Annotated in this window: 12 protein-coding genes; 4 read left to right on the forward strand and 8 right to left on the reverse strand. The window is 61.0% G+C overall.

Translation table 11 applies throughout. The features are described from left to right. Positions 1 to 60: 60 nt before the first annotated feature. Positions 61 to 744: a hemolysin III family protein gene (locus DW943_RS08620; protein ID WP_199572858.1), complete on the reverse strand. Its 684-nt coding sequence runs from the start codon at positions 742 to 744 to the stop codon at positions 61 to 63. Between the two features lie 186 nt (positions 745 to 930). Here DW943_RS08620 and DW943_RS08625 point away from each other — a divergent pair, with 186 nt between their 5' ends. Continuing rightward, on the forward strand, positions 931 to 1896 hold the full coding sequence (locus DW943_RS08625) for an alpha/beta hydrolase (RefSeq protein WP_117862769.1): 966 nt from the start codon (positions 931 to 933) through the stop codon (positions 1894 to 1896). A gap of 251 nt (positions 1897 to 2147) precedes the next feature. Here DW943_RS08625 and DW943_RS08630 read toward each other — a convergent pair whose 3' ends face one another. The 6 genes from DW943_RS08630 to DW943_RS08655 all read right to left on the reverse strand — a co-directional run bounded on the left by DW943_RS08630 (position 2148) and on the right by DW943_RS08655 (position 10562). Continuing rightward, on the reverse strand, positions 2148 to 3353 hold the full coding sequence (locus tag DW943_RS08630; protein WP_117862770.1) for a DUF362 domain-containing protein: 1206 nt from the start codon (positions 3351 to 3353) through the stop codon (positions 2148 to 2150). Between the two features lie 203 nt (positions 3354 to 3556). Continuing rightward, on the reverse strand, positions 3557 to 6223 hold the full coding sequence (locus DW943_RS08635; protein ID WP_117862771.1) for an ABC transporter permease: 2667 nt from the start codon (positions 6221 to 6223) through the stop codon (positions 3557 to 3559). An 8-nt stretch (positions 6224 to 6231) separates the two neighbouring features. Continuing rightward, the gene (locus tag DW943_RS08640) at positions 6232 to 6945 is read right to left on the reverse strand and encodes an ABC transporter ATP-binding protein (protein ID WP_117564507.1); all 714 of its coding nucleotides are present in this window, start codon (positions 6943 to 6945) and stop codon (positions 6232 to 6234) included. Positions 6946 to 7234: 289 nt separating this feature from the next. Then, positions 7235 to 8440 carry an ABC transporter permease gene (locus tag DW943_RS08645; protein ID WP_117862772.1) on the reverse strand — a complete coding sequence of 402 codons (1206 nt, stop codon included), beginning with the start codon at positions 8438 to 8440 and terminating at the stop codon, positions 7235 to 7237. Then, the gene (locus DW943_RS08650) at positions 8427 to 9614 is read right to left on the reverse strand and encodes an ABC transporter permease (RefSeq protein WP_117862773.1); all 1188 of its coding nucleotides are present in this window, start codon (positions 9612 to 9614) and stop codon (positions 8427 to 8429) included. The genes DW943_RS08645 and DW943_RS08650 overlap by 14 nt, the downstream gene beginning before the upstream one ends. A 9-nt stretch (positions 9615 to 9623) precedes the next feature. Beyond that, positions 9624 to 10562, reverse strand: coding sequence for an ABC transporter ATP-binding protein (locus DW943_RS08655; protein WP_089573470.1), 939 nt, complete (start codon positions 10560 to 10562; stop codon positions 9624 to 9626). Between the two features lie 210 nt (positions 10563 to 10772). Here DW943_RS08655 and DW943_RS08660 point away from each other — a divergent pair, with 210 nt between their 5' ends. The 3 genes from DW943_RS08660 to DW943_RS08670 all read left to right on the forward strand — a co-directional run bounded on the left by DW943_RS08660 (position 10773) and on the right by DW943_RS08670 (position 12544). Then, on the forward strand, positions 10773 to 11045 hold the full coding sequence (locus tag DW943_RS08660; RefSeq protein WP_117862774.1) for a hypothetical protein: 273 nt from the start codon (positions 10773 to 10775) through the stop codon (positions 11043 to 11045). Positions 11046 to 11159: 114 nt separating this feature from the next. Further along, the gene (locus tag DW943_RS08665; RefSeq protein WP_147348650.1) at positions 11160 to 11918 is read left to right on the forward strand and encodes a sensor histidine kinase; all 759 of its coding nucleotides are present in this window, start codon (positions 11160 to 11162) and stop codon (positions 11916 to 11918) included. Continuing rightward, positions 11915 to 12544 (forward strand): response regulator transcription factor, encoded by a 630-nt coding sequence (locus DW943_RS08670; RefSeq protein WP_089573468.1) that lies wholly within the window; start codon positions 11915 to 11917, stop codon positions 12542 to 12544. The genes DW943_RS08665 and DW943_RS08670 overlap by 4 nt, the downstream gene beginning before the upstream one ends. A gap of 609 nt (positions 12545 to 13153) precedes the next feature. Here the strand turns inward: DW943_RS08670 and DW943_RS08675 are convergent. Further along, on the reverse strand, positions 13154 to 19708 hold the full coding sequence (locus DW943_RS08675; RefSeq protein ID WP_117862776.1) for a Spy0128 family protein: 6555 nt from the start codon (positions 19706 to 19708) through the stop codon (positions 13154 to 13156). Positions 19709 to 19853 lie beyond the last annotated feature (145 nt).

Consider the following 19853-nt stretch of genomic DNA (forward strand, 5'->3'; position numbering starts at 1 on the left):
AGGTGACGGATAGGGCAGTTGCGCCGGTCGCCCGTGGAAGCGAGGGCATGGGCGCGGTCGCTAGATTACGAAGAGGATCACCGCCATGAACTGGAAGATGCTGCCGGCGAGCACCCACAAGTGGAAAATACTGTGCAGATAGCGCACGTTTTTGGCGATATAGAACGGCACGCCCGCGGTGTAGCACACGCCGCCGACGGCGAGCAGGGCAAGTGCCACGGGGTTGAGCAGTGCCACAAGTTCGGGCAGCTTAAAGACAACGAGCCAGCCCATCAGCAAGTAGACCAGGCCACTTACCCAGTGCGGTTGACGTTCGCACATAAAGCACTCGAGGGCGATGCCGATAATGGCGATGGCCCATACGGCAAAGAACAGCGCAGGGCCGCCGTCGTTTGCGAGCGTGATGAGGCAAAACGGCGTATAGCTGCCGGCAATAAGCAAGTAGATGCAGCTGTGGTCGATGATGCGAAACACGCGCTTGGCGCGCGCGGGCTGAATCGCGTGGTAGAGCGTGGAGGCTAGGTATTCGAGGATAATGCTGACGCCATAGACAATTGCCGCAGCCATGTGGGCCGGGCCTCCGCCGCGCAGGGCAGCGAATACAATCAGGAGCACCAGGCCCGCGATACCCAGCAGACAGCCGACACCATGGGTGACGGAGTTCATGATCTCCTCACCCACCGTGTAGTGTGGAACGGCCGTGGTCTTGGGTCGCGGCTTAGAACTGTCGCTCGAATCGGACATGCCGGTTACATCCTCCAACGTAAAGAGTTCTCAACACTATATCAAAGCGTCTGGGTGCGTGCGAAATTTGCACCATACGTGACCCTTTGTTTACCCATTCTTTGCCTGTTGACGCATCAACGGTGAACGTCCATAATGCGCTTGCATTAAATGTTGATGCATTAACATCTTATAGGAGAATACCGTATGGCTCAAAACGCACATTCCCATCGAAAGCTCAAGATAGCCGGCATCGTTGCACTGGTGGTTGTCATTGCGCTGCTCGGATTTGCCGGCAACTTCTTGTTCGACTTTGCCCTGAATCCCCAAGCGCCCTACACCATGAAGATGATGCAGGACGGCAAGGACGCCGAAAAGGGCGAGCAGATTGACGCCGAGGAGGGCGAGGCACGGGCGTGGTTTAAGGAAAACCGCGAGAGCAGCAGCCTCACCGCGGACGACGGGACCGAGCTTGCCGCCTGGTATTTTGCTGCGTCGGAGAGCACGCACGACTACGCCGTCTGCCTGCATGGATATACCAACGAGCCCATCGGTATGGCCCGATACGTCAAGCGATTCCACGACCGCGGCATGAACGTACTCGCACCCGCCGCCCGCGCCCACGAGCGTTCCGGCGGTGACTACATCGGCATGGGCTGGCCCGAGCGACTCGATGTCGTCGCGTGGATCGGGCGGATTGTTGCGGCCGATCCCAAGGCGCGCATCCTGGTCTTTGGCGAGTCGATGGGCGCGGCGACTGCCATGAACGTAGCGGGGGGATCTCTGCCCGCAAATGTGAAATGCATTATCGAGGACTGCGGCTATACAAGCGTTTGGGACGAGTTTTCTCTGCAGCTCAAGGATGTATTTGGCCTGCCCAGTTTTCCCTTGCTCGATGTGGCCAACCTGGTATGCAACGTGCGCGCAGGCTACGACTTTCATAAGGCGAGCAGCGTGGAACAGCTCAAGCGCGCGACGGTTCCCATGCTTTTTATCCACGGTGACCAAGACACCTTTGTACCATACAGCATGCTCGACCAAAACTACGAGGCGTGCGCCAGCAAGGTCAAGCAAAAGCTCACTATCCACGGCGCCACCCATGCCAAGAGCGCGCAAGTCGACCCCGAGCTCTACTGGAATACGGTCGACGACTTCCTCGACGAGAATTTTTAGGCAAAAAGCAACGTCCGGGGCTTTATCTGGCCCCCTATTTTCGGAAGTATGCGGCAAAATCTGGAACTGCCGACCAGACCGCAGTTTTATCAACAATTTATCAGGGGTTTTGTTGCCAAAAAACGTCGTGTGCTCGGCGGTCTCGAAATTTGCCGCATACTTCCGAAAAGCCGCCCGTGGGCGCTGTGCTCACGGGCGGCTTTTGCTCGACTTGCGCCACAAAGGCGCTTGTTTTGTCCAATAGCTAAGAGCTACTTGACCTCGATGAGCTCGTACTTGCTCGTGCCCAGGCCGATCTTCTCGGCATGCGCGATGCAGGAGCGCCAGTCGGTGTCGGGATGCGTGATGCAGAAGGGATCCTTGGCCTGCTCGCCCTCCAGATGCTCGTGATTATGCTCCATCTTGGCCGCGCTGTCGGTAAGCTCGGTGTTAGGCAGCGGCTCGGACGCCAGGACGGCGTCGGCGCAGGCCTGGTCGATGGCGACCGGGTCGAAGCTCGCGAACATGCCGATGTCGTTGACGATGGGCGTGTCATTCTCGGGATGGCAGTCGCAGTTGGGGCTGATGTCCACGGCGAGCGAGATGTGGAAGCTCGGGCGGCCGTCGACGATGGCCTTGGTGTACTCAGCGATCTTGTAGTTGAGTACGTCGGCCGCGGCATCATAGTCGGGCTTGATGCAGTCCTGGTTGCACGCCGCAATGCAGCGTCCGCAGCCCACGCAGCGATCGTGGTCGATAGCGGCAACGTGAACCGTACGGGTTTTGCCGTTGGCAAGCTCGCGCTCACGCGTACCGTCAAACGTGATGGCGCTGTGCGCGCATATCTTCTCGCAGGCACGGCAACCTACGCAGTTGGTGGTATCGACGCTCGGCTTGCCAGCGGCGTGCTGCTCCATCTTGCCGGCACGGCTACCGCCGCCCATACCCAGGTTCTTCATGGCACCGCCAAAGCCAGCCTGCTCATGGCCCTTAAAGTGGGTGAGGCTGATCACGATGTCGGCATCCATGAGCGCCTGACCGATCTTGGCCTCGCGCACGTACTCGCCACCCTCGACCGGGACGAGCGCCTCGTCGGTACCTTTGAGGCCGTCGGCGATGATGATCTGGCAGCCCGTGGCATACGGGGTAAAGCCGTTCTGGTAGGCGGTATCGATGTGCTCGAGCGCGTTTTTGCGGCTGCCCACATAGAGCGTGTTGCAGTCGGTGAGGAAGGGCTTGCCGCCCAGCTCCTTCACCACGTCGGCGACGGCGCGGGCGTAGTTTGGGCGCAAAAAGCTCAGGTTGCCCAGCTCGCCAAAGTGAATCTTGATGGCGACAAACTTGTTCTCGAAGTCGATCTGCTCAATGCCGGCGCGGCGAATGAGGCGCTTGAGTTTGTCGAGCTGGCTCTCGCGAGCATGCGTGCGCAGGTTGGTGAAGTACACCTTTGCCGGTGCTGCGGGTGCGGTTGCGGTCATAGATATATCCCCTCGGTCTATATGGCGTTACAGACATAGAGGATGGTACCCGGTGAAGTGGGGTTGAAGTCAAGCACGGCCACTCATTGGGGACAGACTTTAATGAGTGCCGTCAGGGACAGTCCCTGCCAGCCCGGCCGACGAGCCGGCAATCCGACAAAGACTGTCCCCGATGACTAGTCGTTTAAGAACGTCCCCAATTGCTACTCTTGCACCTTGAGGGCTTCGGCCAGGCCGACGCGCTTGATAGAGCGCGTGTGTAGCAGCGCCACGACCAGGTAGGTCGCAAAGCCAATGCCGACGCATGCAGCCATGGACCAAGCGGGCACGTAGATCTCGATATTGCCGTTGTAGGCGAGCAGCATCGAGCGGAAGATGGCCGTGAGCGAGCCAATAATGACCGGCAGGCTCAGCACGAGCGACGCCGCCACGCACAGCGTGATCGAGCGGATGTACAGATGCGAGATCTCACTATCGCGATAGCCAAAGACTTTCATGTAGCTGATCGAACGGGCGCTGTGGTCGATCACCGCTTTGGTCAGCAGGTACATAAACAGCAGGAAGATAAACACCGCGAGCCCGATCATCATTCCGATCATTTTGCTCATCATGCCGATGAACTGGTCGCCCACGGCGCGCATGTCGTCGGGCGTGGTGTCGCCGGCAAAGTAACGAGCATCGAGGTCGAGCTTCTCGTCGCTCACATAGCCGTTAAAGTAGGCGGCGTCGTTGTCGAACAGCTCGTTAAAGTCGTCGATACTCATATAGATATTCATGTCCGACTTGGAGCCCCAGGCACAGTCCTTGCCCGCGTACTCAAGGGAATAATGCTCGCCCTCGTACTTGTCGCTGAGCGTGACCTTCTGACCCTCGCTCCAGCCAAACTTATCGAGCAGACCGCCGCCAAAGACGACGCGCCCATCGCCGACGTCGAGGTCTTTCCAATAACGCGAATCGGATGAAATGCCGTAGACGGAAATCGTCTCCTCGCCATTACCATCGCCACGGTCGTATTGCAGCTGGTAAACGGCGTATTTCTCGGCCTGCGCGATTGCGCCCGCGCCGTTGTCGGTCGTATTGACCGGGTGGATATCGTCGTTGTCAGTGTCGATCTTAGAGGCCTTGTCGATCAGGTCGATAGCCTCATCGCGGTCGCAGCCGAGGGCATCGGCAAGATCGTCGAGGCGTGCGTAGAGCGCATCCTTCTTGTCCTTGACCTTAGCAAGCGCATCCTGCGCTGCAGTCAGGCTCTCGGCAGACGGAGATGCGGTCGCGGCATCGGCTGCCGTCTGCGCGGCATCGGCCGCGTCGTCAAGCTCGTCATCGGCATCCTGAGCGGCAGAAAGCAGCGCGCCGTCAACCGACTGCAAGCGCTCGAGTGCCGACCATTGCTCGCGCTCCTCGGCAGTGCCCTCGAGCTCTAGCGGAGCCTTGAGTGTGTACTGGTGCTCGGCGACCAGGCTCGTCTCCAGGTTGTCCGCATAGTGCGTCATCGTGGGCAGAATCGCCAGGCCAAAGAGCAGTAGCAGCGACGCAAACGCAATGCCCACGAAGAGCGTGGCGAAGTTGCCCAGGTTGCGCAGGAAAACGCGCAGACGGAAGCGGGAGACAAAGCCCATGCGTTCCGGCAGCTGCAGACCGCGCTTGGTACCCGACTTACCGCTCGCCTCGTGACGAAGGAACTGCAACGGCGTCTTGCCCATCTTGCGGAGCAGGCCCACCAGCGTAATGAGGATGAGCGCGGCGGCGGGAACCACGGCGCACTTCACGAAGATCTCCCAGCTCCAGTACACCTGGAAGGGAGGCAGGCTATACGAACCGTAATAGAGGCCGCGCATGGGCTCGGTAAAGAACGCAACGCCGAGCGCGGTACCCAAAAGCGCCGCGAGCACGCCCACGATGGCGGGAAGCGCGAGGTAGTGCAGCACAATCTCGCGGCGGCGATAGCCGCTGGCGAGCAGCGTGCCGATGATGGCGCTCTCCTCCTCGATGGTGGCGTCGGTGAGCACCACAAAGACAAATGCCATGATCACGATGATGATGTCGAGCAACGTCATCCACATCATGGAGTCGCCGTCCACGTCGTCGCGCGCATAGCCAATGCCCTGGTTGGAATCGGCATCGACAAGATCGTCGACGCGCGCATCGGCGTCGGTCAGCGCCTCGACCATATCCTGCTCGGCATCAATGCGATCCGCGGTGGGGAGGTCGCGATCGGCAAAGGTGAAGGAGTAGGTGTAGGCAGGCGCGCCACCGGCATCCTCGAGCGCGGCAAAGCCGGCGTCGGTGACCTCGGCCACGCCGTACGTGATGGTGTTCACCGTAAAGTCCGAATTGTCGAGGAACAACGCCTGGCTATCGGGCTGGGTCATGATGCCGCAGATGGTGTAGGTGCGGCCCTCAAGCTCGACCTTATCGCCGATGGCGAGGTCGTTATTGGTGGCAAAGACGCGGTCGATGGCCACCTCGTCGTCCGCCTTGGGTTCCTTGCCCTCACAGTAGGACGCAATGTCCACCTTAGCGCGGTGCGCATAGGTGCGCAGGGTCCGCTTGGTGCCGTCGTCGCCGGCAGTCTTTTTGATGATGGCGTCGATAGAGAAGTTCTTGTAGAACGTAACGCCGCCGACGTCCTCAGCCGCGTCTTCGGCAGCCTTGAGCTGATCTTTGGTGGCCTCGAAGGAGGTAGTCACGCGGCCGTCCTCGATCGTGTATGCATCGCGCATGTCGTCAATGAGGCAGCCGATGGAATGCGCCGCGAGCAAAAAGCCCGACGTGAGGGCGATGCTTCCGCACATAAGCAAAAAGATGCCCAGGTACTTGCCGATATTGCGGCGCAGCTCGCGCGGGAGACGTTTTGCGAGAGGTGTCATGGCGCCGCCTACCAATCGAGCTCGGCGGCCGCGACGGGTGACTCGTTGAGCTCATCCTCGACGATGCGCCCGTCGCGCAGGCGCAGCACGCGATTGGCCATGTGCGCGATGGCCGCATTGTGGGTGACAATGATGATGGTGCAGCCGTAGGTGCGGTTGACATCCTCCATGAGCCGCAAGATTTCCTTGGATGTCTTGTAGTCGAGCGCGCCCGTGGGCTCATCGCACAGCAGCAGGCCCGGATTTTTGACGAGCGCACGGCCGATGGCGCAGCGCTGCTGCTGGCCGCCCGAGACCTGGCGCGGAAACTTGTTGCGGTGCTCGTAGAGGCCCAGCGAGCGCAGCAGATCGTCGACATTGAGCGGGTTTTTGGACAGGTGCGCCATGACCTCGATGTTTTCCTTGATGGTAAGGTCGGGCACCAGGTTGTAGAACTGGAAGACAAAGCCCAGCTCGCGGCGTCGGTACTCGCCCAGATCGGCGGGCTTGAGCGCCGTGAGATCGCAGCCGTCCACCATGATGGAGCCGCCGTCGGCATCCTCCAGGCCGCCGATCAGGTTGAGAAAGGTCGACTTGCCCGAGCCCGAGGGCCCCAGCATGACGCAGATCTCGCCGCGGTTGATGGACGTGTCGATGCCGTCGAGCACCGTCAGGCGTGCATCACCGTCGCCATAGTGTTTCTTGAGTCCGTTGACCTGGACGTAGGCACGCTTTGTCGCCATGCTATCCCCCGTTGTTAGCCTTCTGCTACTTTTCTAAGGTAATAGTAAACCCAGGTGAACTATTTTTAAGCGACAGGCGCAATTTTTTCCAACCTACTCATTGGGGACAGACTTAAATGAGTGAAATCGCTCATTTAAGTCTGTCCCCAATGAGTGCCGGCAGGAAAGGAACGTCCCCAAGTGCCGACATATTGGGACAGTCCTTGCCAGCCCGGCCGGCGAGCCGGCGAATCGGCAAAGACTGTCCCCAGCGACCAGTCGTTTAAGAACGTCCCCAATGACTAGGTGGCTAGGCGTGGGATTTGGCGCGTGCGAGGGCTAGGCCTACGGCGGCGATGGCGGCGGCGAAGAGCACCGTGACGCCCAGATCGCAGGCGATGTCGCCCAGCACGGTGGACGTCAGGTCCGCGGCGAGCGCCTTGCTGATCGCGTCGTTCACCCAAAACGTCGGCACAAAATGCGCCACGGTCTGCACGGCCGAGCCCATCATCGAAAGCGGCATCCAGGCGCCGCCCAAAAACGTCATGAGCATGCCGAGCAGGTTGCCCACACCGTTGAGCAGCTCCTCACGCGCGCCCAGGCTCGACAGCGTAAAGCCAACAGCCAGCGGCGTGCACGCCAGGGCAAACGTTGCCGCCAGCGCCAGGCACACGCGACCCACGCCGACCTCGGCAACCGCGCTGGCAAAGCCCACGACGCCCATCATGCTCGACACGAGCCAGATGCAGACGGTGAGCACGGCGGCGGCCGCGAACACAGCGAGCGAACGCTGGCGCTCAGAGACCGGGCTGGCATCCATGCGGCGCACGCGCTCGGGCTCGTTCATGCCCGAGAACACCAATCCCACCGACACGATGACCGACGAGATGATCGCGTACGCGCCAAAGTTGAAGTACGACTCGAGCGTGGTAGCAGCAGTCGAGTCGACCTTGACCTGCTCGATCTGGACCTCCGCGCGCTTTGCGGCCGCGTGCTCGGCGGCCCGTGCGACGTCACCGTTGGAGGCAGCGGGTTCAAGCGCCGCCGCAGCGCCCGCGAGCGAGATCCAGCGCGAGGCCTCGGCGGACGAAAGCGCCGCCGCCATGGTGCCGGAACCATAGGTCACGTCGAGCTTGGGCAGGGCCTCCCCCGCACGGGCGGCTGCAACAAGATCGTCCTCAAACCCCTCCGGGATAAAGAACACGCAATCGGCACTGCCCTTGGCGCTGTTGCTCTTGGAGAGCGCGTCGGCAAGGTCGTATGTGTCGTCGCCGACGCCCGTGACCAGGTCAAAGCGTGAGCCCAGGTGCTTGGTAAGCGCCCGCGAAAGGTCGCTATTGTCGCGGTCGACCACGATCACGTTGGTGTCGTAGGGCTTGTACTCGGTAAGCTGCGACGAGTTCCAGCTCACCGAAGCCGCGATGAATACGCCCATGAGCGAGATGAACACCGTATAGATGAGCAGGTAGAACGGGTGCGCCAGCGCCATGCGAAGCGCGGTCTTAAAGGTGCTCATAGCGGCTCCTTCCAAAGATCAGCGTAGCGGCGGCGACAAACACCAGGGCCATCAGGACGAGCGCGCCGGCGCGAACAGCGAAGGGCCCCAGGTCCTCAAAGAAATACAGGCGATTGAACATGTCGCAGATGAGCTTGACGGGGTTGAGCCAGCACTCGACCGGACAAGCGCGGGCGACGTCGTCGGCAAGCGCCATCGCCGGCTCGCCGTAGAGGCCGGCGAACAGGGCGCACGTGGTGGCAAAGCCCGTGAGGATGCCCGACTTGGATGCCTTGCCGCCCTTAACGGGAAGCGTGCCCACAAAAAGCCCCAGGCCCGTGGCGGCAAGCGCGGATGCAGCCCCGCCCAGCAGGCACAACCCCTCGCGCCCGCCAAAGTCGACGCCCACGACCAGGCGCACGTAGCCGATCGCAGCCGCCATCGATGCAAAGGAAACCAGCCACGAGCCGACAAAAATGCCGGCCAGCGACGCCGTCTTGGAAAGACCGCCCACGCAGCGGCGCGCGCCAAGGCCCGACAGATTAGGCTGCAAATCGACGACGCTCAAGGCGGCAAACTCGGCAGACATCATCGCGACCAGGCCAAAGAGCGCGTAGTAGTAGATGACCGTGCCATCGGGCGTGGCACGAGTCAGGCTCACGCGGCGGGTTCCGCCCTCGAGCGACAGGGCGTGCGCAACCGCCGCCGGATCGGCGAGCGTCGCCGGGTTGTCCTGGGCAATCTGGCGCATGAGCTCGACATTTTGCGTATACGAGCTTGCCGCCGTTTCAAGGATGCTGCGGTCGGTGAGCACCGACGAGGCGCGCGAGCTGTCGTAACTCGACAGCAGCGTGAGCCTGGGCGTGCCCGCGGCATCAACCGTATAGATGCCCGCGACCTCGCCGGCCTTGAGTGCTTTGCGCGCGACAGCCAAGTCTTCGTACTCGCTCACATCGAGCAGCTGATCGTCGCCTGCCTTGGCAAGCGAAGCTGCCACGTCCTTAAAGGTCGAGGCATCCCAGGCCTCGTCCGTCACGACGGCAACCGGCACCGGGTCGACCTTTCCGTCAGAGCTCAGGTTCGCGAACATAAACATGAACATCGTTGAAAGTGCAATGGGAAAGATCGCGCCCCAGACCCATGTACTCGGTCGACGCAATAGCGTCTTGAGCGTGGTGGTGATGGTGTTGAACATGGCCACCCCCTAGTCGCGCAGCTCGCGGCCGGTGATCTCGAGGAATACGTCATTGAGGGTGGGAGGTTCGGAATAGATACGACCGAGCGCCACGCCGTGCGAGCGAAGCACATCGAGGATATCCGTGAGGTTATGTGGGCTCGCCTCGCACGAAAACGTGAGCTGCCCCGCGGTTGCCGCAAGGTCCAGGACGTGCGGCAGGCTCGCAACGGCACCGAGCGCCGCACTCGAAACCTCACCGACCTCAATTACGATCTTCTCGCCCATCTGAATCATGCGCTTGAGCTCGTCGTTGGTGCCCTGCGCTAGCACGCGGCCGCCGTCCATGATCATGATGCGGCTGCAAATCTGCTCGACTTCCTCCATGTAATGGCTGGTATACACCACCGTGGCGCCCTCGTCGCGCAGGCGGCAGATGCCCTCCAGGATGGCGTTGCGGCTCTGTGGGTCGACCGCCACCGTGGGCTCGTCAAAAAAGATGAGCTCGGGCTTGTGCGCGATGCCGCAGGCAATGTTGAGACGGCGCGCCAGGCCACCCGAGAGCTTGCCGGGGCGGAACTTGGTAAAGTCGCCCAGGCCGACAAAGTCGATCGCCTCGTCCACCAGCGCGCGGCGGCGCTTGCGGTCGTTGACGTAAAGACTGCAGAAATAGTCGATGTTCTCGCGCACCGTGAGCTCGTCAAACACTGCCACCTGCTGCGGCACCACGCCCAAGCGGCGCTTGAGGTCGTAGCGGGCGGGCGTCATGGGCTCGCCGAACAGCTCGATGGTGCCTTTGTCGTAGGCAAGCAGCTGCAGAATACAGTTGATGGACGTGGTTTTGCCCGAGCCGTTGGGGCCCAGCAGGCCAAAGATCTCGCCGGGGGCGATGTTCAGGTTAAAGTGGTCGAGCGCGATAAGGTCGTCGTAGCGCTTGACGAGGTTTTCGACGTGGACAATGTCTGTCATGAGGCGGCCCTTCTGTTGATTACGGCCCGGTACGATTGCATCATCGCAGGACCCGCCGGCGCGCGCCAGTGAGCTTTGTCACGAGTGCGAGGGGGCGGAGGCAAAACCCCCGCTCGCGCGAGCGATCGACGCCGCTTTGCCGCGCGGGAGGAATGTCACGGTTGCGCAGGCGGCCCCTCCACCACGCGCAGCTTCGCGTACAATACCCATATGAACAGGCTTTTCGACAAATCGATCGTGCTAGCGTGCTGCATCGCAGCCGCCATGGGCCTTGCTGTCGACGCTCGCCTGGTCGCGGCGTTTTGCCTTGGCGTTATTACCACCTCGCTGGCCGAGCTCGCGCAGGGAGAGCGCGCCCGTCGCGCCAGCGAGGCCGCGAGTTACGCTTACATCATCGCGGCTGTCTTCGTGCCGCCGTTTGTGCCGTTTGCGCCTCTCGCCCTCTATGACATCGCGCGGCGGGTGCGCCGTGAGCACGCCTGAGTCGCGCTGGGCATTGGCATCGCCTTTGTCTTTGCGCTCGTCGCGGACCTTCGCACCGACGCGCTCACCGCCCGAACGCTCCTGCTGACCGCCATCCTTTCGGTTGCCGCCACCTTGCTATCGCTACGTACCGCCCAGCTGGAGCGCGAGCAGCAGCGTATGCGCCGCATCCGCGACGAACTGCAGGAACGAGCCCTCGCGCTCGAAGCGCGCAACCGCGACCTTGCCGATCGACAGGACTACGAGGTCGAACTCGCGACGCTCGACGAGCGTGCCCGCATCGCGCGCGAGATTCACGATAACGTCGGGCACCAGCTCACGCGCGCCTCACTGCAGGCCGAAGCCCTGCGCGTGGTCCACGCCGACGAGCCCGGCGTCGCCGCCGATTTCGCCGACGTCAAGCACACGGTTGACGAGGCGCTCCAGCTTGTGCGCACCAGCGTCCACGCGCTCAACGACAACGCCGTCGACCTTTCCGTGCAGCTCGAACGCATTGTTGAAGGCGCGCGCTCGGACGGCGGTCCGCAGATTGAGCTTGAAGTTATGGCTGAACATGCGCCCGCAAACGTCGCCAACTGCTTTGCGGCGGTCCTGCGCGAGGCGCTCTCCAACACCATGCGCCATGCTTGCGCCCAGACCGTCGCCGTACGGTGCATGGAGCATCCGTCGTTTTACCAGCTCATCGTCACCGATGATGGCACGGGCGGGGTCCAAGCAAGCGGCCGCGGCGCCGCGGAGGGCATGGGGCTCGGCTCCATGCGCGAGCGCGTCGAGGCGCTTGGCGGCACTTTCGCCGCCGGCCCGCGCGCCGGCGCCGGCGGCTGGCGTGTGTTTGCCACCGTTCCCAAACAGCAAGGAGATGAGGCCCGATGAGGCTCATTGTTGTCGACGACGACCGCTTGGTGGTCGATTCGCTCAAGATTATCCTGGGCGCCCAGCCGCAGATCGAGGTAGTGGGCACCGGCGCCAATGGCGACGACGCGGTCGCGCTCTGCGCCGAGCACGCGCCCGACATCGCGCTGCTCGACATCCAGATGCCGGGACGCGACGGCCTTTCGGCCGCGCGCGAGATCCTTGAGCGCGACCCTGCGGCGCGCGTGGTATTTCTGACGACGTTCTCGGATGACGAGTACATTGTGTCGGCGCTCAAGCTGGGCGCCCGCGGCTACCTGATTAAAACCGATGTCGCCGTCATCCCGCCAGCGTTGGCGCAGGTCATGGACGGTAAACGCGTGCTCGAGGGCAAGGCGATCGAGGACATCGATTTTGATGGGGCGGACGACGAGGCCGGCGCGACCCGCCGGCCCGCGGCCTTTGCCGGCCTGACCGACCGCGAGTTCGAAGTCGCCGAGCTCATCGCCCGCGGCCTCGACAACAAGGAGATCGCTGCCACCGCCTATATGGGCGAAGGCACCGTGCGCAACCACATCAGCTCGATCCTAGCCAAAATGGGCCTGCGCAACCGCACGCAGATCGCCATCGCCTACCTGCGAGGGTAGTTGCCCGAGGATCAACCGCTCCGGCATAGCAAAATGGCTGCCACCGATTTAATGCCATTTCAAAACTATGCCGGTTTCCGGGGCTGAGTCACGAGTCCCCAACCATGCCGATATTCGTGAAAATAAAACCGCAGGTAGACGAGCCGTCATTTTGCAGAAAACGCGGGTATGGATGGGAGTCCTGAGTTTAGCCCCGAAAACGGCATGGTTCTGTTTGAACGGTCCTGCACGAACGCACCCACCAGCCGCGTGGGGCCAAAAATGATCCGTTTTCCTCCGTCCCCGGGGGATCATTTGGCGGCGCCAACCACGAAATCGGCCCATCTACTACGTTTGACTCGATACCCCCAACCATACCCCCGTTTTCCAGAAAATCGCAGGCGTTCTACCTGCGGTTTTGTTTTCGCGTTTTTTGGCATGGTTGGGGGTAAGGGGATAAACGTAGTAGATGGGCCGATTTCGTGGCGGCCCTTCCTCCCCTGCGCACAAAAGTGCCGCCACGGAAAAGGGAGACGTCTCCGTGGCGGCTGGGGGTGGGGGGGGTGGGGCTATGTTCTGGCTCCCCGCCGGTCGCCCGGGGCCTTTTGGCCCCGGGCGCTGCCAGCGTGCCTAGCGCTTACGGATACCCCAGACCAGGGCTCCGACGCCGGCCATGGCAATAACAAATGCCATGAGCAGTGCAGCGGCCTGCTGGTCACCCGTGGTGGGCAGGAAACCCTTGACCGTCTTGACGATGTTCGTCACGGTCTTGGGCGTGCCGGGGTCGGGCGTCGGCGTAGGGGTCTCGGGCTTCTTGTACGTGTTGTTGAACACGATACCCTCGACGCTCTTGTCGCCCTTGGTAAAGGCGACGTTCGCCTTGAGGTTGCCCTCGCCGTCGTCGACCACGTTGACGGTCGCGGTAAAGACGGACTTGTCGTAGGTCATACCGGCCTCGTCGCCCTTGACCTCGCTGATGGTGTAGACGTACGCACCAGGCGCGTCGTACTCAAACTTGTCGAAGTTGATCTTGCCGTCGGCATCGTTGGTGACGGTGGACTCGATGTCCTCGCCAACGAGCTTAAAGCTAAACTCGTCCTTCTTGAGCTCGCGTCCCTCGAGCACCTTGATGGCGCCGATGGAAACCTGCGTGGGCATGGCGTGATACTTGTTGGTAAAGCCAGCCGACTCGGTGGTTCCCTCGAGCTTGTGCGTCGCGGTCAGCGTGCCGTCGCCATTGTCGGAGACGGTGGTCACGACGGTGTAGGTCGTACCGTCATAGGTGACGCCCTTGTACAGGCCGAGCGCGTTGGGGCAAGCCTCGCGCAGCGTGTACGTGTGCGTGCCGGGCGCCTCGTAGCGGATCGGGCTCAGCGTAACGTTGCCGCTGGCGTCGTTGGTGCCACTAGCGACAGTCACGCCGTCCTCGAGCAGGTCAAACGTGAACTCGCCAGCTGCAAGGTCGCGTCCGGTCAGACGCTTGACCGTCTTGACCTGATCGGTCACGGACGAATCGGTGGGCGTCACGCTGTAGGTGTTGGTGAATGTGAAGGCCGCACCGTCGTCGCCGTTGCGCACGACACTCAGGTGTCCGGCACGGTCGTCAGTCACTGTGTAGGAAACCTTGCGCGCGGTGTTGGCGTCGTTAGTCACGCCAGGGGCGCTACCGGACTCGGTCACCGTGTAGGTAAAGGTGTGCGAGCGCGGAGCGATGGGAGCCGCGGGCTCGGACTCGTCGCTGGGCTCGTCGGCGTTGGCATCAGCGTCGGCGTCGGCCTCTTCAGCCTCTGCCTCGTCGGCCTCGGCCTCGTCAGCTTCGTCTGCCTCGGCCTTATCGGTCGCATCGTCCGTCACGCCCAGGGCGCGGTTGAGGTCCTCGAGCGTAAAGTGGATCTTGCCAAAGTCCACGTTGCCGGCCGCGTCGTTGGTTGCGATCGTGCGCTCGGGCATCGGAGCGCCGGCCTCGTCGGCAGTCACGGTGAAGGTGAACTTGCCCGTGATATCGGCCGGGGTCAGGCCCTCGGCAGCCTGGAGCTTCTTGGTGCCGGCGAGTGCGGCATCTGCGGCCTCGGCGCCGTAGACGTTCTCGAACAAGGGCTGAATTCCGTCGTAGGCGGGCGTCGCCGTCAGGGTCCCGTCACCGTTGTCGACGACGATGACCTTAAAGCTAAAGCTCGGCGTTGCGGCCGTGATGCCCTTTGCTGCGAGCGGAGACGTGTACTCGAAGGCCGTGTAGTTGATGGTCCACGCAAGCTTGGCATCCGTGTCGGTGCGGATGGCGCGTTTGGCGCTTACCAGGTCGGCGAGCATCTCGGTCGTGTAATGCAGAGCACCAAAACTCACTTGGCCGTTAACGTTGGTAACGCACGTACCCTCGATGGCTTCCGTCTCGCCCGCATAGGCGATGCCAAAGTAGAACTCGCCGTCGACCATCGGGCGACCGGTCAGGGTCTTGGTGGCGACAATCTGCGCAGGCTTATCGGTCGATGCGCTATAGCTGTTTTTGAACGGGACCACAGCGCTCTCAACCTTGTTCTCGCCGCTCTTGTAGATCGTCTCATGCGTGCCCTCAGGGCCGCCGGAAACGGTCGTCGTAGCGGTAAGCGTGCCGGCACCATCGTCGGCGATAGCGATCGTCACGGTGCGCGCGGCATCGTCGTAGGTGTAGCCGGGCTTGCCGTCGTTCTTCTCGGCCACGGTGTATTTGAAGGTCTTGCCGGCGTCAGCCTGCTTAAACTTGACCTCATGGCCCGCCAGAATGTCAATCAGACCGACCGTTGCCTCTGCCGTCGCAGGGGATTTGAAAGTGTTGGCCCCAGGCAGCAGGCCAAGTGCGCCAGCCGAAGCCTCGTCGGCGGGCGTCACGGTAAAGCTAAACTGGCCCTCAGTCATGGGACGGCCGGAGAGGGTCTTGCTGAGCTTAAGGCCGCCGGCCGCGGCGTAATCGAGCTCAGTGCGGTACGTGTTGGTGAAGCGGCCGCTTTCCTTCTTGGTGACGTTGGCGGTCAGGACGCCCTTGCCGTTATCAGTCACGGTCACTTCGGCGGTCGCGACATGTCCGTCATACGTCATGCCTGCCGCATTGCCCGCGTTCTCGCGAATCTCGTACTTGTAGGTTCCGGCAGCCGTGTAGCGTATCTCGCCGAAGTTGATGGCGGCGATGCCGTCCTTCGCGTCCTTCTTGCTCACGGTCACGGTTGCGGGGTCGGGCAGCGGGGCGTCCGTACCCTCGGCTGCGCTGATGGTAAAGCTGAACTTATCGGCGTCCGTCCAGTCGCGGCCGTCAATGGCCTTGCTCAGGCCAAAGTCGAGCTCAGTGTCGAGCGGGGTCACGCTGTAGGTGTTCTTGAAGATTGCAGCCTCGGCGTTCTTCAGAACATGCTGGGCGCTGAGCGTGCCGTCGCCGTTATCGGTGATGGTCGTCTCGATGGTGAACTTGGCGTCACTGTAGGTAATGCCCTTGCTAGTGGTTCCACCGTTGACCTCGCGCAGCGTGTAGGTGTGCGTTCCGGCCTTTTCGTACTTCACGGGGCTCATCGTAATCGTGCCGTCGGCGGCGTTCTTGCCGGTGGCGACGACCTTGTCGCCCTCGACGAGCTGGAAGGAGAACTCGCCGTCCTTGAGGTCGCGCCCGGTCAGGACCTTGGTCGCGGTGATCTGGTCGGTGACGCTAAATTCGCCGGGGTTCGGCTTGTAGGAATTCTCGAACTCAGCAGTCTTGGCATCCTTCAGCTCGTGCTTCGCCACGAGCTTGCCCTTGCCGTTATCGGTGATCGTAGTCACGACGGTATAGGTCTTATCGTCGTAGGCGATGCCGTTGCCTTCGGCGCCCTTGGCCTCACGCAGGATATAGGTATGCTCGCCGGCCTTGTCGTAGGTGATTTTGTCCATGACGATCTTGCCGTCGGCATCGTTCTTGCCGGTGGCGACGACCTTGCCGTCCTCGACGAGCTCGAAGGAGAACTCGCCGGCGGTCATGTCACGCCCGGTCAGGAACTTGGTCGCGGTGATCTGATCGGTGACACTGGAGTTCACGGGAGTAACGCTGTAAGCATTCTCGAAGATAGCCTTCTCGACGTCCTGCAGCTCATGCTTAACCGTGAGCTTGCCATTGCCATCATCGGTGACGGTGGTCACGATGGTGTGGGCCGCGGTGCTGTAGGTGATACCGTTGTCGGCGTCGACCTTGGTCTCGCGCAGCATGTAGGTGTGCTCGCCAGCCGCAGTGTAGGTGATCTTGTCCATCGTGATCTTGCCGTCGGCCGCATTGGTGCCCCTGGCGACGACCTTGTTACCCTCGACGAGCTCGAAGGAGAACTCGCCTTCCTTGAGGTCGCGGCCTGTCAGGGTCTTGGTCGCGGTGATCTGGTCGGTGACGCTGGACTTATTCGGGGCAGTGTTGTACTTGTTCTCAAAGCGTGCCGGCTTGGTGCCCTCGAGCGCATGGGTCACCTTAAGCGTGCCGTCGCCGTTGTCGATGACGCTCGTCTTGATGGTGTAGTTCGTCTTATCGTACGTAATCCCGTTGCTCAGCCCCGCCTCGTTGGGGAGCTTCTCGCGCAGCGTGTAGGTGTGATTGCCAGGCTTATCGTAAGTGATTTTGTCCATGGCAATCGTGCCGTCGGCAGCGTTAGTGCCCTTGGCGACGACCTTGTTACCCTCGACGAGCTCGAAGGAGAACTCGCCCTCCTTGAGGTCGCGCCCGGTCAGGACCTTGGTCGCGGTGATCTGGTCCTCGACAGGCTTCACGCTATAGGTGTTCTTGAACTCGGTCTCGCCCGAGATCTTTTCAACGTCGGCCTTAAGCTCGCCCTTGGCGTTAACCGTCACAGTCACCTTGAACGTGGCAACGTTCTTGCTGTAGGTAATGCCACCGGCGTCGCCCTTGACCTCGCGGACCTCATAGGTGTACTCGCCCGGCTCGGCATAAGTAATCTTGCCAAAGTTAATGGCTGCCTTGCCCTTGTCGAGATCGGCATTGGTCACAGTTACGGTCGCGGGGTCGGGCATCGGGGCATTGTTGTCGGACGTCGCGGAGAGCTCAAACTCAAACGCATCCGTATCCGCCCACTTGCGGCCCTCGAGCACCTTGGTCAGACCAAAGTCAGTCTTGGTATCAACCGCTGTCGGCTTGGTTGCAAGGCTAAAGATAATCTTGCCGTTGTTGCCCAGGTGCGAATGCACGTGCGTGGAAGTCGCAACGGAGGAAAGGTCATTCCACCTGGGGTTAAGCACGTCGCGCGCGGTCTCGGTCTTGTTGCCGTTCGCCTCCACATCGTCCTTGGTGGTATGCAGCTGGTCGATATAGGCCAAGCGCGCGGTTCCCTTATTAAAGGACCAATAGCCGTCATCTTTGACCAGAGCGCCGTCGTAGCTGGCGATCTCGTGCCCCTCAAACTCCACAACGGCATAGTCGTCCTTCGGCTTGCCGTTTGCGCCCATCGCCACAAACTCGTCCTTGTAGTAATAGACGTCGTTGCCCTGCGGCTTTACCGTCGCGCGCTGGGTGCATTCCTTGTCCGTGTAGATAGGCGTGATTTTTTGGAAGTAATAGTAGCTGTTGGTATCGGCGGGCTCAAACTCGGCGACAACATCGCCCAGCTCGCCGCCCGACCACTTGTTGGCCAGGAAGTAGACCGTCTGGTTGTCGGCACCCTTATGTTTCTCGATATACTTCTTGAGTCCGTCATCGGGCGTAAACAGGTTGTTACGCGCGGCGTCCTTGACGCTCGAGGTGTATTTAATCTGAATAGGCTTGATGTCATTGAGCGACGTGCGCTCAAAGATCCCGTTTTCCATGTCCACGTGATAGCGGATCAGCGGAATCAGTGATGCGGGAATCTTGACCGTCACGATATCGCCCTGCTGCGCATTGGCAGAGCGCTCGACGGTGATGACCAGGTCCTTGGCCACGCCCGAAAACTCGTACGTGTCCGTATTGCCCTTGGTTGTCTTGGTCACTTCATCAAAGGGGACGCCATTAATCTGAGCGCTGACAAACGTATCGACCTGCATAAAGTCGCCCAGCTCATCACTAAAGGTGATGTAGCCGGACTTGCTCTCGTCGTAACCATCCTCGATCTGAGTGGGAGAGCCCTTGCCCGAGGTGATAGAGCTCGAGATATCATCAAACACCTTCTTGAGCTCATCGGCGTTCGACGCAGCCTTGTAGAAATCGGAATTCTCCGTGCGCTTACCAAGCTCATTGGTTGTGTAGGACGTGGCGTTTGGATAGTTGCTCGACACGGCGTGCATGAACTTGTTTTCGTTGCTCGTCCAGTAGTTCGTAGGATCGGCAGCGGGATTCGCACCATTAAAGATGCCGATCGTATAAATGTCGGCACCTTTATTCTTGAGACTCTTGGCGCTTTTGACGGCGCTATCGGCAACACTTGCTTGGAATCCACTAGAACTCGTAGGTGAACCATCAGCGAAGAAGACAACGATCTTCTTGGCGTCGGCGCGACCAGACGAAAATACCCCATCAGCCAGCTGTAAGCCATAGTCGGCGCGCGTGGCGCCATTAGGACTGATGGAGTTGACCGCACTCTTAAGGCTCGTCGCGTCATCGCCCGTGCAGGGCGTCAGCTTCTTCATGGTCTGCGAGTAGTTGTACCTATACCCCGACTCCCAATACGTGTCGTTGCCGACCCAATCAGCCCTACTTCCCGCAAACTTTACGATGGCAACCTGATGCTGCTTGGAAGCATCGATCTTTGCATTCTGCTCGGCAATGGCGTCGATAAAGGAACTGGCAGCGTTCTTAAGTGCGGTGATGCGTTTGGTCTGATCGTTGCCGCCCATGCTCTCATCCATCGACCCGGAGGCATCAAGCACCATCACGATATCGAGCGGTTTAGTGACCAGCGACGTTGTGTCAGAAGTCGAAGACATCGTGGAGAGCGTTGTCACAAAGTCGGACTTTTCGTCCTCTGCGGGCTCGACCGTCTTGTCCGTCCAGATTCGGCCTACATAACGTGTCGTCTGGTCCTGCTCGCCGCCCGACGCCCAGTATTGCCAGCGGCCGGTAGTGTCGGGGTCGACTATCTTTTTGCTCGCCGTCGGTCCGTCCATTCCGGTGCTGGACCTGGCGTTGGCCTCGGGCAGCATGGCAAATGCTGCAGCCGGCAACACCAGCACTACGGCCAGTATCACCGCCAAGAGACCCCTCGTGTACTTACTCATCGCGTCTCCCTTCTCGCGGTCTCAGACCTTGCATCAGCCTAAAGTTACGGAATGAGACACAATTAGGGCAGGTGACACATGTTCCAGATTCTGTTTTGGGCGTGAGACAAATGTCTCACCAAAGTTGAGACACGGCGTTTTCGCA

It is taken from the genome of Collinsella sp. AM44-11 (assembly GCF_003467145.1).
In the GTDB taxonomy this organism is placed as follows: domain Bacteria; phylum Actinomycetota; class Coriobacteriia; order Coriobacteriales; family Coriobacteriaceae; genus Collinsella.

Coding starts and splice junctions, on each gene's coding strand:
- DW943_RS08620 (WP_199572858.1), bottom strand. CDS start 744: ATGTCCGATTCGAGCGACAGTTCTAAGCCGCGACCCAAGACCACGGCC.
- DW943_RS08625 (WP_117862769.1), top strand. CDS start 931: ATGGCTCAAAACGCACATTCCCATCGAAAGCTCAAGATAGCCGGCATC.
- DW943_RS08630 (WP_117862770.1), bottom strand. CDS start 3,353: ATGACCGCAACCGCACCCGCAGCACCGGCAAAGGTGTACTTCACCAAC.
- DW943_RS08635 (WP_117862771.1), bottom strand. CDS start 6,223: ATGACACCTCTCGCAAAACGTCTCCCGCGCGAGCTGCGCCGCAATATC.
- DW943_RS08640 (WP_117564507.1), bottom strand. CDS start 6,945: ATGGCGACAAAGCGTGCCTACGTCCAGGTCAACGGACTCAAGAAACAC.
- DW943_RS08645 (WP_117862772.1), bottom strand. CDS start 8,440: ATGAGCACCTTTAAGACCGCGCTTCGCATGGCGCTGGCGCACCCGTTC.
- DW943_RS08650 (WP_117862773.1), bottom strand. CDS start 9,614: ATGTTCAACACCATCACCACCACGCTCAAGACGCTATTGCGTCGACCG.
- DW943_RS08655 (WP_089573470.1), bottom strand. CDS start 10,562: ATGACAGACATTGTCCACGTCGAAAACCTCGTCAAGCGCTACGACGAC.
- DW943_RS08660 (WP_117862774.1), top strand. CDS start 10,773: ATGAACAGGCTTTTCGACAAATCGATCGTGCTAGCGTGCTGCATCGCA.
- DW943_RS08670 (WP_089573468.1), top strand. CDS start 11,915: ATGAGGCTCATTGTTGTCGACGACGACCGCTTGGTGGTCGATTCGCTC.
- DW943_RS08675 (WP_117862776.1), bottom strand. CDS start 19,708: ATGAGTAAGTACACGAGGGGTCTCTTGGCGGTGATACTGGCCGTAGTG.